The 16816-nt window shown below is 45.5% G+C and carries 10 protein-coding genes and 1 pseudogene; 9 read left to right on the top strand and 2 right to left on the bottom strand.

Annotated features, from left to right (window positions below; all coding sequences use genetic code 11):
• Nucleotides 1-522: pseudogene (locus tag A1D16_RS13735) on the bottom strand (DNA-directed RNA polymerase subunit beta'); the annotation flags it as partial.
• Between the two features lie 319 nt (nucleotides 523-841).
• Between A1D16_RS13735 and A1D16_RS13730 the strand changes: the two are divergent.
• Complete coding sequence (locus tag A1D16_RS13730; protein ID WP_290710440.1) at nucleotides 842-1285, top strand: hypothetical protein; 444 nt, start codon at nucleotides 842-844, stop codon at nucleotides 1283-1285.
• A gap of 15 nt (nucleotides 1286-1300) precedes the next feature.
• Here A1D16_RS13730 and A1D16_RS13725 read toward each other — a convergent pair whose 3' ends face one another.
• On the bottom strand, nucleotides 1301-2851 hold the full coding sequence (locus A1D16_RS13725) for a hypothetical protein (RefSeq protein ID WP_290710438.1): 1551 nt from the start codon (nucleotides 2849-2851) through the stop codon (nucleotides 1301-1303).
• 206 nt (nucleotides 2852-3057) lie between these two features.
• Here A1D16_RS13725 and A1D16_RS13720 point away from each other — a divergent pair, with 206 nt between their 5' ends.
• The 8 genes from A1D16_RS13720 to gltB all read left to right on the top strand — a co-directional run bounded on the left by A1D16_RS13720 (nucleotide 3058) and on the right by gltB (nucleotide 16656).
• Nucleotides 3058-4221: a 2-isopropylmalate synthase gene (locus tag A1D16_RS13720; protein WP_290710436.1), complete on the top strand. Its 1164-nt coding sequence runs from the start codon at nucleotides 3058-3060 to the stop codon at nucleotides 4219-4221.
• Nucleotides 4222-4228: 7 nt separating this feature from the next.
• Nucleotides 4229-5344, top strand: coding sequence for a 3-isopropylmalate dehydrogenase (gene leuB, locus A1D16_RS13715; protein WP_290710434.1), 1116 nt, complete (start codon nucleotides 4229-4231; stop codon nucleotides 5342-5344).
• Between the two features lie 264 nt (nucleotides 5345-5608).
• Nucleotides 5609-7294: a dihydroxy-acid dehydratase gene (ilvD, locus tag A1D16_RS13710; protein WP_290710432.1), complete on the top strand. Its 1686-nt coding sequence runs from the start codon at nucleotides 5609-5611 to the stop codon at nucleotides 7292-7294.
• A complete protein-coding gene (ilvB, locus tag A1D16_RS13705; protein WP_290710430.1) occupies nucleotides 7242-8981 on the top strand; it encodes a biosynthetic-type acetolactate synthase large subunit in 1740 nt (579 codons plus the stop codon). The genes ilvD and ilvB overlap by 53 nt, the downstream gene beginning before the upstream one ends.
• 35 nt (nucleotides 8982-9016) lie before the next feature.
• Nucleotides 9017-9607, top strand: a complete 591-nt coding sequence (ilvN, locus tag A1D16_RS13700) for an acetolactate synthase small subunit (RefSeq protein ID WP_290710427.1) — start codon at nucleotides 9017-9019, stop codon at nucleotides 9605-9607.
• Between the two features lie 66 nt (nucleotides 9608-9673).
• Nucleotides 9674-10726 carry a ketol-acid reductoisomerase gene (gene ilvC, locus A1D16_RS13695; protein ID WP_290710425.1) on the top strand — a complete coding sequence of 351 codons (1053 nt, stop codon included), beginning with the start codon at nucleotides 9674-9676 and terminating at the stop codon, nucleotides 10724-10726.
• Nucleotides 10727-10789: 63 nt separating this feature from the next.
• Complete coding sequence (ilvA, locus tag A1D16_RS13690) at nucleotides 10790-12034, top strand: threonine ammonia-lyase IlvA (protein ID WP_366206835.1); 1245 nt, start codon at nucleotides 10790-10792, stop codon at nucleotides 12032-12034.
• 107 nt (nucleotides 12035-12141) lie between these two features.
• Complete coding sequence (gltB, locus tag A1D16_RS13685) at nucleotides 12142-16656, top strand: glutamate synthase large subunit (protein ID WP_290710421.1); 4515 nt, start codon at nucleotides 12142-12144, stop codon at nucleotides 16654-16656.
• Nucleotides 16657-16816 lie beyond the last annotated feature (160 nt).

The following is a 16816-nucleotide window of genomic DNA, read 5'->3' as shown; positions in this document are numbered from 1 at the left end:
GTCTTTTGGCAGGGTCTCCAACAGGTCGAGGTATTCCTCTTCTGTTAACAGATCACCTACATTCTGTCCTTTATCCGCCCGAATACCAGGCTGAATAACCACAAATCTTTCGTAATAAACGATGCTTTCCAGTTTTTTGGAACTCATCCCAAGCAGGTAACCGATTTTATTCGGCAGGCTTTTGAAATACCAGATATGCACTACTGGCACTACCAGCTTGATATGTCCCATGCGCTCACGGCGTACCTTTTTCTCCGTAACCTCCACCCCACAACGATCACAGACAATTCCCTTATAACGGATCCGCTTGTATTTTCCGCAGGCACATTCGTAATCCTTTACAGGTCCGAAGATGCGCTCGCAGAACAGACCGTCTCTTTCAGGTTTGTACGTACGATAGTTGATGGTTTCAGGCTTCAACACTTCACCGTAACTTTTTTCCAGGATGGAATCGGGTGAAGCCAGTCCAATGGTAATCTTGGAGAAACTGGACTTGGGACGATTTTCTTTTTTGATAGCCATATATATACTACAGATTGTGTTTTATGGATCCTATTCCTTTGATTCAGATACGGGTACATGCCAAAACCTGCTCGTTCTTCAGCCATTTCTGCCGGAACGAAACAGGATGATTGTCAATACGTTATATGGAACACACCTATCTTTCCCAAAATAAATAGTGGGCAAAGGTAAGGAATGTATCCAATAAAGACAATTTATAAAATTAATCGGTGAATGGAATTACCCCTGAATACCAAGCCGCCGGTTTCAACGTTGAAAAGAATGACCCGGTAAAAGCAGCTGTCATAATAAATAAAATTATAATATAAAGTCCTGTCCTATGTCAGAAGTCCTGAAAATTTCCAGTACGGCCACCGCCGCAGTAATTTACCCAACCCCTGTAACGGACAAGCTTCCGCTCAACCTGAAAGGGCTGGTACAGGAATTATTTGAACAGGATAAACTGGCAGGATCCCTGGATAAAGAGATCAAACAGGTAAAAGCCCGCTACCACCAATTAATTCTGCGCAAATCCGACAAAACCTACACCGATTCAGAAATTCTGGCAATAAAGAAAGTACACGACGAATTAACCGAGCTACAGACCCGGAAAGCCGCATTCCAGGTACGTAAAACCGAAATCAAAGCTTTTCTGACAACCTTAATTGCCCCCCTTGGCGGAGGCCGCTGGATCCATGAAACGGATGATTTTATGAATCCCCACTGGGAGTTCTGGCTCGAAGACGAGGAGTTAAAATATGCCCGGTTGAAAAGCGACCTGTAAAAGGTATTATACCGCCTATTTTTTCCGCTTGCTCGCCAGGTATTTTCGTCGGATTATTTCCTGCACGGGCACTCCTTCAATTTTACTTTCCAGCCAGGAGATAACGTCCAGGTAAGAGAAGGTACGCGTTTCGCGGGGGTCATTCTCATAAGGTTTGATGGCGTCCAGTAATTGTTGAAAAGCGGGCCGTTCGTCGCCCGCAGAAAACTGGAAGGACTTTCGCAGAAAACTGAACATCTCTTCTTCTACGATGCTTAGACTACCCATTTTAGCCATAAAACGATACACCGATTTTACCAGGTATTCCAACAGGTCGAAATTGCCCAGCTCATAATGAGCAATGAGGTGCAGGAGCCGCGCATAACATTGCAGATCCGTACGCAGATCTAGTTTCCAATTGATTATTTTCTGCAGGTAATCAATGGCTTTTTCATTATCACCACTCCCAAAATACAGGCAGGCTATTTTATAATAAAAAATCAATACCCGGTGCCTGTCGAGCTGCAGCTGGTATTCCTGCAATTTCTCTTCCAGGTGTTCCACTATCGACAGCCCTTCTGTAAACCTGCCGGTCATGAAATACTGATTAATTTTTCCCTGCTGCAGGTACACAAAGGCCTGAATACGGTTATTATCGTTCTGCTGTACCCATTCACTCTGTTCAAGCTCTTCAAACAATTTCAGCGATTTGGTAAAGCCTTCTTCATTTTTTAAATCAAAATGGGCGCTCAGTAAGTTATGCAAGCCTTTGATATACTGAAGTGTTTCAACTTTGATCATATCAGGGTGCCGCTGAAAGAGTTCAACCCATTTGGACGTGTACCGGTAATACTGCAAAAAATCCTGCCGGATAAATGCGTACCAGCAATAACTCTGGTTCACATAAAGCTCTTCGTAGAATCCCTTAAACTGCGGGGCCCGTTCGGGCATATGTTGTTCAAAAAAAACATTCAGTTCCTCTCCATCCTGTTTGTTACGGGCGTGCCCATGACGGATATACCAATCGTACAACAACAGGGATAAATTGGAGCTATCATTGATGGCTTTGATCCGGGCAACCACCTCCTCCAACTCCTTTACCAGGCTCTGGGCCCGGTGTTCACTGCTGCGGGTAATATGCAGGGCCTCGATCTTTTTCTCAAAAAACAGGGCCTGAACAAGAAAACTGACCTGGTTGTGCTGCCGGGCCAGATCCTTCATCTTGTCAAGGATCTTCAGGCTCTGGTGATACAAGCCTTTATTATAAAGCACCCGGGCATAACCCATTTGCTCATGTAATTGAATATCAATGTTTTGATCATCTTTTATCAACCTCAAACTGGATAAAATCGACTTGTATAAATGGGCTTTAAGGTTGCTTAATTGCTGTTTCTTTATGCCCGGCGTTTTCTTCAGCAATAGGGCTTCATCATATTCTGACAGCCGGTCTAATGCATCAAATAATTCAATGATTTTCAGGTTGTCGGAGGAGGTATTACGGGTAACATACAGCTTAAAATTCCGCTTTTCGGACTTTTCCAGCGTTTTGATCAGTTGAAACAGGGGATCTATGGATCTGTTGGGCATCGTAAATTATCAAATTAAAAATCCTTATCTACAGGGCGTTTCAGCCGATTTAGGGGGCATTAACCGCTGTAATATACGAGCCATTTTGATTTCTTTTCGCATCCTTCTGTCGGTACTTTCGGGAAGCAGGTGGCCGTAATGCAGTACATAGCAAGCAAAACCAGCTTACGGTACCTGCCCCTTTTTATTTAAACACACAGCATTGTATGGATCAAAAAATCTTCATTTTCGACACTACCCTTCGCGATGGCGAGCAGGTTCCCGGATGCAAACTCAATAAAAAGGAAAAAATTGAGCTGGCGCTGGAGCTGGAGGCAATGGGCGTGGATATTCTGGAAGCAGGCTTCCCAATCTCCTCTCCTGGTGATTTTGAAGCGGTAAATGAGATTGCCAAACTACTTAAAAATGCCGTGGTTTGCGGACTGAGCAGGGCTGTGCAGAAAGATATTGAAGTGGCCGCTGCCGCTCTGCAACCCGCAGCCCGCAAAAGAATTCATACCGGAATCGGCACCTCCGATTTTCATATTAAAGCTAAGTTCAACAGCACCCGGGAAGAAATTCTGCAACGTGCCATACAATGCGTAAAATGGGCCCGCAATTTTACCGATGACGTGGAATTTTATGCCGAAGACGCCGGAAGAACCGATAATGAATACCTGGCAAGAGTGGTAGAAGCCGTTATTGCCGCAGGCGCCACTACTGTAAATATTCCTGATACTACAGGCTATTGCCTACCCCATCAGTACGGCGAAAAAATTGCCTACCTGATCAACCATGTTCCCAATGTAGACAAGGCCGTGCTGAGCTGCCACTGTCATAACGACCTGGGACTTGCTACCGCTAACTCCATTGCAGGTATCATTGCCGGTGCACGGCAAATCGAATGTACCATCAACGGGTTGGGAGAAAGGGCCGGTAATACCTCGCTTGAAGAAGTTGTAATGGTTATCCGCCAACACAGTTCCATGGGATTCTATACCGGTATTAATGCCACCCAACTGAACCCCATGAGCCGCAAAGTAGCCGATACCATGCGTATGCCGGTACAACCCAATAAAGCAATCGTCGGAGCCAATGCCTTCTCTCATTCTTCCGGAATACACCAGGACGGCTTCTTAAAAGATACCACTACCTATGAAATTATTGCCCCGGAGGAAGTAGGTGCCGATAGTTCCAAAATTGTTCTTACCGCTAGAAGCGGCCGAAGCGCACTGGCTTACCGCTTTCAGAAACTGGGGCATCAATTCAACCGGAATGACATCGATGAACTATACGCGAAATTCCTGGAAGTTGCCGATACCAAAAAGGAAGTAAGCGATGATGACCTGGAATCACTGGCCAAAGCACATTCGATGGCAGTTTCCCAATAATAGAAGCATGGAAAAAAAGATCGCGGTTATTCTGGGAGATGGAGTTGGGCCGGAAGTTACCCGGCAGGCCATTCATGTACTGAATGCCGTGGCCAGCCATTTCAACCATCATTTTCAGTACCAGTACGGATTGATGGGGGCGGATGCCATTGATAAAACAGGCAGCCCTCTTCCCGACGAAACCATTGAACTTTGCCTGAACAGCGATGCCATTCTGTTAGGTGCAATCGGTCATCACCGGTACGACAATGACCCTGGCGCCAAAATACGCCCTGAGCAGGGATTATTAAAACTGCGTAAATCCTTACAATTATTCGCCAATATACGTCCTGTTACCACCTATGCCTCCTTGCATCACTTAACCCCCTTTAAGCCCCGAATGCTGGAAGGGGTGGATTTTGTGATTTTCAGAGAGTTGACCGGGGGCATTTATTTTGGCAACAAAACATTGTCAGCCGATGGCAATAGTGCCTCTGATGATTGCGCCTATACTAAAGAAGAAATCGAACGGATCGCCCATCTCGCCTTTCAGGCCGCACAACAGCGTAAAAAGAAACTTACACTGGTAGATAAGGCCAATGTATTGGAAACCTCACGCTTATGGAGAAAGCTGGTGCGTGAAATGCAACAGCAGTACCCGGATGTATCCGTCGATTTTCTTTTTGTCGACAATGCTGCCATGCAATTGATGTTACATCCGGCACAATTTGATGTGATCCTCACCGAAAATATGTTTGGGGATATACTCAGCGATGAAGCCAGTGTACTGACCGGATCCCTGGGATTGCTTCCCTCTGCTTCCATTGGAAACGGAGGTGCATTGTTTGAACCCATTCATGGCTCCTATCCACAAGCTGCCGGAAAAGATATCGCCAACCCAATCGGCGCCATTCTTTCCGCCGCTCTGCTGCTCGACCATATTGGGTTAAGCACTGAAGCTGCCAAAGTGAAAGCCGCTGCCCAATGGACGCTGGATAATGGATTTGTGACGAAGGATATTGACCCGATGAATTTTTATTTTACTTCCACCATCGGTGAGCTGGTTGCTGATCTTATTCAGGATAAAATCCCGAATGAGCTGCATCCTGAAAACATTGAACTACGGAAGTCTACGATTATCTAAAAAATAATCGATGCTCTTTTTTTATTAGCTGATAGGTAGTATATTCGTTGTCTATTGAAGCAATGAATAGAAGTACTACCAAATTAATCAGTCACCTAGCTATCGCAGTCATTATTGTGGTGGTGGTGATTATTCCTGTCTGTACAGGAGGTGGTAATAGTATGTAAACAGGTTTCAAAAACGCATTACAAACGATCCGCCTCCAAAGGGCGGATCGTTTTTTTATACCATAAATAACCAACATATTAAACAACCAGTTTGCTCATGTCGAACCAGTTAAACAAGTACTCCAGAACAATTACGCAGGACCCAACACAACCAGCTGCACAGGCTATGTTGTACGGCATCGGACTCACAGACGAAGATCTCGCAAAAGCACAGGTTGGCGTAGCCAGTATGGGCTATGATGGTAATACCTGTAATATGCACCTTAATGATTTATCCAAAACCATTAAGGAAAGCATCTGGCAGGAAAACCTGGTCGGACTTATTTTCAACACCATTGGCGTAAGCGATGGTATCAGTAACGGTACGGAGGGAATGCGCTATTCGCTGGTAAGCAGAGATATTATTGCGGATTCCATTGAAGCAGTATGCGGCGCACAATATTATGACGGACTGATCGCCGTGCCTGGTTGTGATAAAAATATGCCCGGTTCCATCATTGCTATGGGTCGCCTGAATCGCCCTTCAATTATGGTGTATGGTGGTACTATTGCTCCGGGTCATTATAAAGGCCAGGATTTGAACATCGTTTCAGCATTTGAGGCACTGGGACAAAAAATAGCCGGACAATTATCCGAAGCCGATTTCAAAGGTATTGTACAACATTCTTGTCCGGGTGCAGGGGCTTGCGGCGGTATGTATACCGCTAATACCATGGCATCGGCAATTGAAGCACTGGGCATGAGCCTCCCCTATTCTTCTTCCAACCCGGCATTAAGCCAGGAAAAACAAGACGAGTGCAAAGCAGCGGGCAAAGCTATCCGTCTGCTCCTGGAAAAAGATATCAAACCCAGCGATATCATGACCCGCGAAGCATTTGAAAATGCCATCACCGTTATCATGATTTTAGGCGGATCCACCAATGCTGTACTGCATTTGATTGCGATGGCTAAAAGTGTAGGAGTTTCTCTGACGCAGGATGATATCCAGGCCATCAGTGATAAAACGCCTGTACTGGCAGATTTTAAACCCAGTGGAAAATACCTCATGCAGGACTTACATCAACACGGAGGGGTTCCTTCTGTGATGAAATACCTGCTGAATAAAGGTTTATTGCATGGAAACTGTCTTACCGTTACCGGAAAAACCCTTGCAGAAAACCTGGAAGAAGTTCCATCTCTTGATTTTGATGCACAGAAAATTATTCTTCCGCTGGAAACACCGTTGAAAGCCACCGGGCACCTGCAGATACTGTATGGTAACCTGGCAGAAGGAGGAAGTGTGGCCAAAATCAGCGGTAAAGAGGGCGAAAAATTTGTTGGACCGGCAAGAGTATTTGATGGTGAGTTCGAACTCATCGCCGGAATAAGCAGCGGTCGTGTTAAGGCAGGAGATGTAGTAGTAATCCGCCAGGTAGGGCCTAAAGGCGCACCGGGAATGCCAGAAATGCTGAAACCAACCTCTGCTATTATCGGTGCCGGTTTAGGTAAATCAGTTGCTTTAATTACCGATGGCCGATTTAGTGGCGGCACCCATGGTTTCGTCGTCGGACACATCACACCTGAAGCATTTGAAGGCGGATTGATTGGGCTGGTAGAAGACAATGATATCATTGAACTCGATGCAGTTAACAATACAATTATGCTAAAAGTAGATCAGGCTGTGATTGACCAGCGTAAAGCTAACTGGAAGCAACCCTCATTAAAAGTAACTAAAGGAATTCTTTTTAAATATGCAAAGCACGTTAAGTCAGCCGCAGAAGGCTGCGTTACCGACGAAGAATGAAACCATCAGTGGTTCAAAAGCAGTACTGGAAGCATTACTAGCGGAAGGTGTTAAAACCATTTTTGGTTACCCGGGTGGTGCCATTATGCCCATCTATGATGCCCTGTATGATTATACCGATAAGCTGGAACATATCCTGGTCCGCCACGAGCAGGGTGGTATTCATGCCGCCCAGGGATATGCCCGTACCTCCGGTAATGTAGGTGTGGTATTTGCCACCAGTGGTCCGGGTGCCACTAACCTGGTAACCGGCCTGGCCGATGCAATGATTGATTCAACGCCGCTTGTTGCAGTAACAGGTCAGGTATTTGCACACCTCCTTGGTACTGATGCATTCCAGGAAACCGATGTCATCAATATTACCACACCGGTAACGAAATGGAATTACCAGGTAACCGATGCCGCTGAAATTCCTGCGGTACTGGCAAAAGCATTTTATATTGCCCGAAGTGGACGACCCGGCCCGGTACTGATCGATATCACCAAAAATGCACAACTTCAATTATTCGAATACGAAGGGTATAAAAAATGTGAGCACGTTCGGAGCTACCGGCCAAAGCCAATTATCCGAAAAGAATACATTGAGCAGGCTGCCGCACTTATCAATGAAGCAAAACAACCTTTTGTAATTTTCGGACAGGGTGTTATTTTGGGTAAAGCAGAGAAGGAATTTATTCAGTTTATAGAAAAAGCTGGTATTCCGTCTGCCTGGACGATAATGGGTATGAGTGCCATCCCAACCAATCATCCGCTTGCTGTAGGCATGTTAGGTATGCATGGCAATTATGGGCCCAATGTTCTAACCAATGAGTGCGATCTGTTAATTGCCATTGGTATGCGGTTCGACGACCGGGTAACAGGGCGCCTCGATAAATATGCCAAACAGGCAAAAGTAATTCACCTCGATATTGATCCGGCAGAGATCGATAAAAATGTTAAGGCTACCGTACCGGTTTGGGGCGACTGTAAAGATACCCTCCCCCTGCTTACGGAATTGATTGAGCCCAAGGTATATCCGCAATGGCTGCAAAAATTCCGGGATTATGCGCAACAGGAACAGGAGCAGTGCATAGAGCCAGAATTACATCCCACAACGGATATTCTATCCATGGGAGAAGTTATCAATGTGCTGAATGAATTAACCGGCGGAGATGCGATCATTGTCACAGATGTAGGGCAACACCAGATGGTGGCCTGCCGTTACGCCAACTTCAACCAAACAAAAAGCAATATCACATCCGGTGGACTGGGAACTATGGGGTTTGCGCTTCCGGCAGCTATCGGCGCCAAATACGGCGACCCCAAGCGAACCGTAGTTGCTGTGATCGGTGACGGTGGTTTTCAAATGACCTTGCAGGAATTAGGCACCATTATGCAATTTGATGTCAATGTCAAGATCCTGATCCTGAATAATGAATTCCTGGGTATGGTTCGCCAATGGCAGCAACTCTTTCATGATCGTCGCTATTCCTTTGTAAATATTACGAGTCCGGATTTTGTGCAGGTAGCAAAAGGATACCGCATTGAAGGCAACAGCGTTCGGGAAAGAAAAGAGTTACGCGAAGCCTTATCCACTATGTTGAATCATAATGGAGCCTACCTGCTCGAAGTGATGGTAGGAAAAGAAAACAATGTGTTTCCCATGGTACCACAGGGTTGCAGTGTGGCGGAGATAAGATTGAAGTGAGAAAGGGGAATAATGGACTACAAAAACAACAAACGATGACCAAACAAGAATTTACCATAACCGTATACACGGAAAACCAGATTGGGTTGCTGAACCGCATCGCCATCATATTTTCCCGCAGAAAAATAAACGTGGAGAGTTTAAACACTTCGCCTTCAGAAGTGGAAGGAATACACCGCTTTACCATCGTAATACACGAAGCAGAAGAAGTAGTAAAAAAACTGGTTCGCCAAATTGAGAAGCAGGTAGAAGTTTTAAAAGCCTATTACAATAACAACGAGGAACTGATCTGGCAGGAACTTGCCCTCTATAAAGTGTCTACCGACGAAATCGCAGAACACGTAAAAGTAGAGCGGTTGCTCCGCGAACATGGTGCCAGGGCCGTAGTAATCCGGAAAGACTACACTGTATTTGAAACCACGGGGCATCGGGAAGAAACTGATAAACTGATTACTGTACTGGAACCATACGGGCTTATTGAATTTGTACGAAGTGCAAGGGTTGCCATTATAAAAGCAAGCAGCGGCTTCCATGAAAAACTACGTGAATTTGAAGCACTGGAACCCAGCGAAGAAGTAATAGAAAATGAGTTTCTGGATAAGCAGGATGAAGTGTTTACTATGTAATACCTGTGTTGGGAACAACAACTATCAAAAATAAAAAATCGTATAACTTCTTAATTATTCTTAATCATGGCAAAATTAAATTTCGGCGGACTAGAAGAAAATGTAGTAACGCGCGAAGAGTTTCCCCTGGCAAAAGCACAGGAAGTATTGAAAAATGAAACAGTAGCGGTTATCGGCTATGGCGTACAAGGCCCCGGTCAGGCACTGAACCAACGTGATAATGGTATCAATGTAATAGTTGGGCAGCGGAAAAATTCCAAAACCTGGGATAAAGCTATTGCAGACGGTTTTGTTCCTGGCGAAACACTGTTTGAAATTGAGGAAGCATTAGAGCGCGGAACCATCATCTGCTACCTGCTGAGTGATGCTGCCCAGATTGCTTTATGGCCTACTGTAAAAAAACACCTCACTCCTGGTAAAGCCCTCTATTTTTCGCATGGCTTCGGAATTACCTTTAACGAGCAAACCGGTATTATTCCACCTGCCGATGTAGACGTATTTCTGGTAGCCCCCAAAGGAAGCGGTACTTCCCTGCGCCGCATGTTCTTGCAAGGACGCGGTCTGAACAGTTCCTATGCAATTTTCCAGGATGCAACCGGCAAAGCAAAAGAGCGCGTAATTGCCCTTGGTATTGCAGTAGGTAGTGGCTACCTCTTCGAAACTGATTTCAAAAAAGAAGTATACTCTGACCTTACCGGCGAAAGAGGAACATTGATGGGCGCTATCCAGGGAATTTTTGCTGCACAGTACCAGGTACTGCGCGATAAAGGCCACACTCCTTCTGAAGCCTTTAATGAAACTGTTGAAGAACTTACCCAATCCCTGATGCCCCTGGTTGCAGAAAACGGAATGGACTGGATGTATGCCAACTGCTCTACTACCGCACAACGCGGCGCATTGGATTGGTGGAAAAAATTCCGTGATGCGACAGCGCCTGTTTTTAAAGAATTGTACGAAAGCGTGGCAACTGGTAAAGAATCACAGCGTTCTATCGACCTGAACAGCCAACCCGACTACCGCGAAAAACTGGAACTGGAACTGAAAGAGTTGCGCGACAGTGAAATGTGGCAGGCCGGCAAAACCGTTCGCAGCCTTCGTCCGGAAAACCAAGGAAAATAATAACCTAAAGGTGTGAGCCCTTCAACAGGCTCACACCATTACCAAACTCTAAAATTTCTTCCCATTCAAGTTTCTTCCTTACTAGACTTTCACAAAGCGGCCCACCGGTTAAAAAGGGTAATAAAAAAAACTCCGCTTACCTATAACGCCAATTTATCAAGGCGTTACAACTGTCATGTATACCTGAAACGGGAAGATCTGCAGGTAGTAAGAAGTTATAAGCTACGCGGCGCTTTCAATATGATGAGCAGCCTCCCCGCAGAACAGTTAAACCGCGGGGTAGTATGCGCCAGTGCAGGAAATCATGCACAAGGCTTTGCCTTCAGCTGCAAACAATTGAAGGTAAAGGGCATTGTGTTTATGCCCATTATTACGCCCAACCAGAAAGTAAGTCAGACAAAAATGTTTGGTGAAAACTGGATCGAAATCCGTTTGATCGGAGACACGTTTGATGATTGTGCCACGGCTGCAAAGGCATATACGGAAGAACAACAAATGGTCTTCATTCCGCCGTTTGATGATGAACGTATTATTGAGGGACAAGGCACCGTAGGAGTTGAAATAGTGGAAGAATTACCAGATCCCGACTTTGTATTCATACCGGTAGGGGGTGGTGGTTTATCCGCAGGCGTAGGTAGTTATATGCAGGCCTATTCCCCTTCAACGCAGGTTATCGGGGTAGAACCGGAAGGAGCACCATCTATGTACCAGGCAATTAAACAGGGGCACCCGGTTACACTGGAAAATATAGAACGATTTGTAGACGGCGCAGCAGTTAAACGGGTCGGAGAAAAAACCTTTCCGATATGCCGAGAAGTGCTGAAAGATATGTTACTGGTGCCGGAAGGCCGCATCTGCGCTGAAATTCTCAAATTATACAATGAAGATGCTATCGTGGTGGAGCCCGCTGGGGCCCTGTCTATAGCCGCCCTGGATCAATACTCCGATCAGATAAAAGGCAAAAAAGTGGTCTGCATTATTTCCGGTAGCAATAACGACATCGATCGCATGCAGGAAATAAAGGAAAGAGCCCTTCAGTACGAAGGCCTCAAACATTATTTCCTCATCCGCTTTGCCCAACGCCCCGGCGCATTGAAAGAATTTGTAAATTTTGTCCTGGGCCCATCTGATGATATAACAAGGTTCGAATACATGCAAAAACATAATAAAGAAACCGGGCCGGCATTGGTAGGAATAGAACTGAAAAGCCCGGCAGATTACCATATCCTGTTGAAAAACATGCAGCAATACAATATCAACTTTGTAGAATTAAACAAGGATGATAATCTTTTTGGATACCTGGTCTGAATATTCATTTTTTGTTGTATATTCATAGCCTTGCTTGCTGCATATATTAAATTCTGTCTAACAGAAGGTATATTTTATTAAAAAATTTCTAAACTGCATTATCAACGATGGCAAGCAACCAGGGTTTATACCACCCCTCTTTCGAGCACGACGCCTGTGGAATTGGATTCGTAGCAAATATCAAAAGCAACAAGTCGCATCAAATTATCTCCGATGCATTAACCGTATTGGAAAACATGGAACACCGGGGTGCCTGTGGATGTGAGGCAAATACCGGCGATGGTGCAGGTATTATGATCCAGGTACCGCATGAATTCTACTTCGATGAATGTGTAAAACTCGGATTTCACCTCCCTTCTTTCGGCCGGTACGGTGTAGGCGCCTTATTTTTTCCAAGAGAAATCCGTTTACGGGAAGAATGCCGCGATATTTTTAATCGCGCAGCCGAAAAACTGGGACTTGAAATCATTGGTTACCGGAAAGTGCCGGTAAATACCGAAGGTATCGGTGCTACCGCCCTGAGCGTGGAACCAGAAATGGAACATGTATTCATCGCCTGTCCCGATCATATTAATAACCCGGATGATTTCGAAAGAAAACTTTTCATTCTCCGGAATTACGCCAGCCATACCATTAACAACACGGTACGTAAAGACGCCATTGGCTTTTACATTGCGTCACTTTCCTATAAAACGGTCGTATATAAAGGCCAGTTAACCAGCAACCAGGTTCGCGGCTATTTTACTGAATTAAGCGACAAACGGATCGTAAGTGCATTTGGCCTTGTACACTCCCGTTTTGCTACCAATACCTTCCCTTCCTGGAAGCTGGCACAACCCTTCCGTTATATTGCCCACAATGGAGAAATCAATACCGTTCAGGGCAACCTGAACTGGTTACGCACCAACGAAAAAGGATTCACTTCGCCTTATTTCACCAAGGAAGAAATGGATATGTTGCTGCCGATCGTTACTGACGGGCAATCAGACTCCGCCTGCCTTGATAATATGATCGAATTGCTTACGCTTACCGGCCGTTCATTACCCCATGTAATGATGATGCTGATTCCGGAAGCCTGGGATGGTAACGACAGAATGGATCCGGTAAAAAAAGCATTTTACGAATTCCACGCTTCCTTTATGGAACCATGGGATGGCCCGGCTTCTATTTCCTTTACAGATGGTAAAATAATCGGGGCCACCTTAGACAGGAATGGTTTACGCCCCTCCCGCTACTGTGTTACCAATGATGACCGCGTAATTATGGCATCAGAAACAGGTGCCCTGCCGGTAGATCCTTCTATCGTTATAGAAAAAGGCCGGCTTCAGCCTGGAAAAATGTTTGTGGTAGACATGGAGCAAGGCCGTATTATCAGTGATGAAGAACTGAAAGATCAGATCTGCTCCCAGAAACCTTATGGTGAGTGGTTGAATAAATATAAAATCAGGATGGAAGAGTTGCCTGAACCAAGGGTACTCTTTACGCATCTTGAACACGACCAGGTATTCAAATACCAGAAAGCCTTTGGTTATTCTACCGAAGACCTGGAAACCATCATTACCCCCATGGCAATTGATGGAAAAGAGCCCGTAGGCTCTATGGGAACTGATACCCCACTTGCTATTCTCAGTGATCAGCCCCAACACCTCAGCAGCTATTTCAAACAACTGTTTGCACAGGTTACCAACCCGCCCATCGACCCCATCCGCGAACGCCTGGTAATGTCGCTGGCAACCTTTGTAGGCAATAATGGAAACCTCCTGAACGAAGAACCGCTGGCAGCCCATAGCGTGGCATTAAAACACCCGGTCCTCAACAACCATGAACTGGAAAAAATCAGAAGTATTGATACGGGTATTTTCCAGGCAAAAACCCTGCAATGTTATTTCCGTGCAGACGGTAAGCCCGGTTCACTCCAAAAAGCACTCGACCGCATTTGCCGCTATGCAGTAGATGCAGCGCAGGATGGCTTTGAAGTACTGATCTTATCCGATAGGGCTATTGATTCAGACCATGCCCCCATACCTTCCCTGATTGCGACGGCGGCTATTCACCACCACCTGATCCGGAAAGGTTTACGCGGACAGGTAGGTTTGGTAGTGGAAGCAGGAGATGTTTGGGAAGTACATCATTTTGCCTGCCTGATTGGTTTCGGGGCAACCGCCATCAACCCTTACCTGGCGCTTTCCACCATTCGTGACCTTCGGCTGAACGGTAAAATGGAAACCAGCCTGGATCCGGATCAGTTAAAGAAAAACTATATCAAAGCGGTCAATGATGGCTTATTAAAAGTATTCTCCAAAATGGGTATTTCCACCCTGCAATCTTACCAGGGTGCCCAGATATTTGAGATCATTGGTCTTAACAGAACCGTAGTAGATAAATATTTCACTGGTGCCACTTCCCGGATCGAAGGAATGGGACTGGATGAAATTGCAAGAGAGGCATTGGCCAAACATTTCCTTGCATTCAGTAGAAAAGAAATTCCAGTAGACCGGCTTCCAGTAGGAGGTGTATACCAATGGAAACGCAAAGGAGAATTCCATCTTTTTAACCCGCAGAGCATTCATCTCCTGCAATATTCTACGCGGATGAATGATTACGGCAGCTTTAAGAAATACGCAAAGCTGGTGAACGATCAAAGCGTTAAAGCAGCCACCTTAAGAAGCCAGTTACAGTTTAAAAACAACCGGCCTTCTATTTCAATAGACGAAGTTGAACCGGCAGAAAGTATTATGAAGCGCTTTGCTACCGGTGCCATGAGTTTTGGTTCCATTTCGCACGAAGCACATTCTACACTGGCCATTGCCATGAACCGCATTGGCGCCAAATCCAACACAGGCGAAGGTGGAGAAGATAATCTCCGTTACGAACCAATGGCCAATGGCGATTCCATGCGAAGTGCTATTAAACAAGTGGCCTCCGGCAGATTTGGCGTTACCAGCTATTACCTGACCATGGCAGATGAACTGCAGATTAAGATGGCACAGGGCGCAAAACCCGGTGAAGGCGGACAATTGCCCGGCCATAAGGTAGACGAATGGATTGGCAAAGTACGGCATTCCACTCCTGGGGTTGGATTAATTTCCCCACCCCCTCACCACGATATTTACTCTATTGAAGACCTGGCGCAATTGATATATGATCTGAAAAATGCCAATCGGGCAGCCCGCATCAGTGTAAAGCTGGTAAGTAAAGCAGGCGTTGGAACAATTGCAGCAGGCGTTGCTAAAGCCAAAGCTGATGTGATCCTTATTGCCGGAAACGATGGCGGAACCGGCGCCTCCCCGATCAGCTCTATTAAACATGCCGGCCTTCCCTGGGAATTAGGACTCGCAGAATCACACCAGACCCTCCTGAAAAACAAACTCAGAAGCCGGGTAGTACTACAGGCAGATGGGCAAATGAGAACAGGACGTGATATTGCGATTGCTACCTTACTGGGAGCCGAAGAATGGGGCATTGCTACTGCAGCCCTGGTGGTAGAAGGCTGTATTATGATGAGAAAATGTCACCTCAATACCTGCCCGGTTGGCGTGGCCACGCAAGATCCTGAACTCAGAAAACGTTTTAACGGAAATGCAGATCATGTAGTGAATTTCTTCCGTTTTATTACAGAAGACCTCCGAGAAATCATGGCAGAACTGGGATTCCGAACCATTAATGAAATGGTTGGACAGGTAGATTACCTCGAAGCAAGGCCGGACGTTACGCACTGGAAATACAAAAATCTTGACCTCTCTCCTGTTATTTATAAAGAGCCCGCTTCGAGATATACCGGCCTTTATAACATGGAAGAACAGGATCATGGTATTTCTGAAGTACTTGACTGGAAACTGTTGGAAGCCGCAAAACCTGCCATTGAAAACCAGCAGAAAATATTTGCATCCTTTGATGTGAAGAATACGGATCGCACCATCGGTACCATACTTTCCAATGAAATTTCTAAACGATACAAGGAAGAAGGTTTACCGGACGATACGATCCACTTTAAACTTACAGGTACAGCCGGGCAAAGCTTTGGCGCTTTCAATACCAAAGGCGTTACATTGGAACTGGAAGGAGATGCCAATGATTATTTTGGTAAAGGCTTAAGCGGCGCCAAACTGGTAGTATACCCATCTTTACAGGCAAGCTTTGTTCCTGAAGACAATATCATTATCGGCAATGTTGCTTTTTATGGAGCCACTTCGGGGCTATCTTTTATCCGCGGTAAAGCAGGCGAACGATTTGCTGTACGCAACTCGGGTGCTACTGCTGTAGTGGAAGGTGTAGGAGATCACGGCTGTGAATATATGACAGGAGGCACGGTGGTAATCCTGGGCGATACCGGTAGAAATTTTGCAGCAGGTATGAGTGGCGGCATTGCTTTTATTTATGACGTGAAAGGAATTTTCCCGGATCTCTGCAATAAAGAAATGGTTGACCTGGATCCTGTTGAACAGGATGATGTTGAACAGCTGAGAGACCTGATCCAACAACATTATACCTATACAGGAAGTACAGTTGCCCAATTCATTTTAAATGATTTTGACAACCAGTTGAAAAACTTCGTAAAAGTATTCCCGAGCGATTATAAAAAAGTATTGCAGAAGCGGAAAGAGGCAGTTATGAATAAGTAAACGGCGAATACTGAAGGGAAAATTATTTTTAAAAAATTAACTGAGAAAGAAATATGGGTAAGCCAACCGGATTTATGGAATTCACACGGGAGTTGCCAGGCAAGCGACCAGTTGAAGAACGCGTGAAGGATTACAATGAATTTATTCAACGGTATTCAGA

Origin of the sequence: Flavihumibacter sp. CACIAM 22H1 (genome assembly GCF_001601815.1) — a bacterium.
GTDB lineage: Bacteria > Bacteroidota > Bacteroidia > Chitinophagales > Chitinophagaceae > Flavihumibacter.
Note: the sequence above shows the minus strand (reverse complement) of the source record. Positions and strands in the feature narration are given on the sequence as shown.